Source organism: uncultured Clostridium sp. (assembly GCF_934754925.1).
In the GTDB taxonomy this organism is placed as follows: Bacteria; Bacillota; Clostridia; order Clostridiales; family Clostridiaceae; genus Clostridium.
This window is the reverse complement of the sequence record NZ_CAKVJA010000097.1, coordinates 1-2,690: the sequence shown is the minus strand read 5'-3', so window position 1 is coordinate 2,690 and position 2,690 is coordinate 1. Positions and strand designations below refer to the sequence as shown.

Genomic DNA, 2,690 nt, shown 5'->3' with positions numbered 1-2,690 from the left:
GCAATAAGTCCACCTATACTTGGTACTAGGAATATCCCTTAAACGCCTATAACTTTACCTAAAACTACAATCAGTATTAATGGAAGTATAACTGATTCAACTAACATTATTACTATAGATTATTAGCCTTTTCAAGTCCAGTTAAAAAGCTACCTACAGTCATAGTAAACCATTTAAATAAATATGATGGAGCACTTAATAGTAATGCTATTTTACACATATGTATAATATCAACATCTGATTTTGAGGAGAATAGTCCAACTAAAAAATCAGGGAACATAAACATTATAATCATAGTTAAAACTGAAATGGTAAATCCAGCAATACAAGTTATCTTAAAGAATTTAGTTATACGTTTGTAATTTTTAGCACCATAATTATAGCTAATAACTGGTTGTATTGAGCCTATCATACCAAATAATACTGGAGATATTAATGAGTCTATATACATAACAATTGAATATGCAGCTACACCTACTGGACCACCATAGTAAAGAAGAAAACCATTAGTTATAATTGCCATAATAGAGCCTGATATATTGCTAAAAAATTCAGAACTTCCATTATATATAATGTATAAAATCTCTTTTACATCTACTTTAGGTTTTGTAAATTTTAATACAACCTTTTTCATAATAAAAGGATATAAAAAAATTAGAGTTCCTATAAGCATACTTAAATCACTAGAAAGTGCAGCATATTCTATTCCTAATTTAAAATATCCAATTAAAATAGCATCTAATATAGTATTAAATATTGATACGGCTATGTTTATCCACATACACATACTCATATTCACCTTACCACATAGTCTTAGATGATTATCTAGTGCAAAAAATGGTGCTATAATAGATAGTGTTAAAATAAACACATAAGCAAATTTATATTATAATTCAGCAAGTTCTTTATCTTTAATTAAGATAAATATAATATCTTTTGCAAAAACTAAGCTTAATATCATCAGAATAATATCTATAATCAATACTAATAAAACAGCAATTGAAAAGATATTACTTGCCTATTCTTCATTTTTTTCACCTAGTTTAATTCCTATTTTTACAGATGCTCCTGCTGCTATCATATCTCCAACTGCAAATACTATCATTATAATTGGAAAAACAAGATTTATAGCTGCTAATGCTTTACTTCCTATTACTTTTCCAACAAACATTCCATCAGCCATCATATAAATAGATGAAAATAACATACTTACTAAACTTGAAATTGCAAGTTTTATAAACAATTTTTTGGCGAGGTTATACCAAAAAGTTCTTGATTCATTGATATCCTCCTTTGACACTAATATAATAAAACTCTATAATTAATATAAAGTATACCCTAATGGTAGAGTCAAGGCGATTTTATGAAAAATAAATTATTAACTATAGGAGAACTTTCAAAAAGAACTGGATGTAGTATAAAGGCTCTTAGATATTATGATTCAATTGGACTATTAAAACCTGTATATGTTAACCCTAATAGTAATTATAGATACTATAACTTTGAACAAACAAGAATGGTTGAGTTAATACAAATATGTATTAATTTATCTATTAAACATGATTATAGTGTAATTATAAATATAAAAGATGGTATAGTTACTAAGTTTGTTGCATGTGAAGTTTATAAGAGATACTCTAATATCAAAAATATAATTAAAGTTAAAGATGATACTTTTTTATGTAAGAAGACTAGTTCCTTTAATTTTGATGATATTTGTGATATGTTTTCTAATGTAGGCTGTAGTGATAAGACTATTATTATAAGCCCCGGATATAATTATGATTTTTCAAGCCCATATTTTGAAGTAAAATGTACTGTATAATATAATTAACTTCGTACTATATAACAATTACGAAATTGATTATATTATACAAAATATATAATCATATTTATCACATTTTCCTTGTACCCAACTTTCATCATATTTCATATAAAACCTCAAAACACCTGATTTATTATTTCATTTATTTTAGAAGATAAAGATAATCTTAAGTTTAGGTAACTTCAAAGTATTGAATTATCCAAACATATTTTTTCTGCAATTTGATTAGATTGTGAAGGAAGCTATATTTTATCTAGCTCCCTTCATTAAAAATTTTAGTCCATTTTTATTTAACTATGATTTATTATATCAAAATTATAATTCAATTATTATTCATATCTTACTTATATAATTTATACAATTTCTTTCTTTTTAGCTAATATTTTAGCTAATATAACTGTAGAAATAAATGCCACTATAAAAGCTATTAACATTGTTATCATATATTGCACCATTGATTCAGGTCTAATTACTATAACCCCTGGTAATCCTGCAGGTCCTGGTGATAAAGATAACACCTTCATAAGTGTTGCATAAGCAGAACTTACAGCAGAACCTATTAAAGCACCTATAAATGGATACATTAATTTTAAATTAACACCAAATACTGCCGGCTCTGTTATTCCTAGCAATGCTGATATACCTGCCGCTGATGCTGTACTTTTCATTTTAGCATTCTTTTTAATTATGAAAAATACTGCTAATGCCGCTGCCCCTTGTGCAACATTTGATGCTGCAACTACTGCAAATGTTGGTGATCCACCTAAAGTACCTATATTAGCTAAAATTTGCGTTTCAGCTGCTACTAAACTATGATGCATACCTGTTATAACTAATAATGGATAAACAATACCATAAATAGCTC

The 2,690-nt window shown here is 26.8% G+C and carries 4 protein-coding genes; 1 reads left to right on the top strand and 3 read right to left on the bottom strand.

Going from position 1 to position 2,690, the window contains the following annotated elements; genetic code table 11:
- Positions 1-112: 112 nt before the first annotated feature.
- Positions 113-787 (bottom strand): MATE family efflux transporter, encoded by a 675-nt coding sequence (locus Q0G30_RS14050; protein ID WP_221700614.1) that lies wholly within the window; start codon positions 785-787, stop codon positions 113-115.
- A 231-nt stretch (positions 788-1,018) separates the two neighbouring features.
- Positions 1,019-1,300: an MATE family efflux transporter gene (locus Q0G30_RS14045; RefSeq protein ID WP_294171575.1), complete on the bottom strand. Its 282-nt coding sequence runs from the start codon at positions 1,298-1,300 to the stop codon at positions 1,019-1,021.
- A 63-nt stretch (positions 1,301-1,363) separates the two neighbouring features.
- On the opposite strand from Q0G30_RS14045, the gene Q0G30_RS14040 reads away from it, so the two are divergent.
- Positions 1,364-1,825 (top strand): MerR family DNA-binding transcriptional regulator, encoded by a 462-nt coding sequence (locus tag Q0G30_RS14040; RefSeq protein WP_294391332.1) that lies wholly within the window; start codon positions 1,364-1,366, stop codon positions 1,823-1,825.
- 353 nt (positions 1,826-2,178) lie between these two features.
- Here the strand turns inward: Q0G30_RS14040 and Q0G30_RS14035 are convergent.
- The coding region (locus Q0G30_RS14035; protein ID WP_294391327.1) for a PTS transporter subunit EIIC at positions 2,179-2,690 on the bottom strand (512 nt) is incomplete at its 5' end.

Coding starts and splice junctions, on each gene's coding strand:
- Q0G30_RS14050 (WP_221700614.1), bottom strand. CDS start 787: ATGTGTATGTGGATAAACATAGCCGTATCAATATTTAATACTATATTA.
- Q0G30_RS14040 (WP_294391332.1), top strand. CDS start 1,364: ATGAAAAATAAATTATTAACTATAGGAGAACTTTCAAAAAGAACTGGA.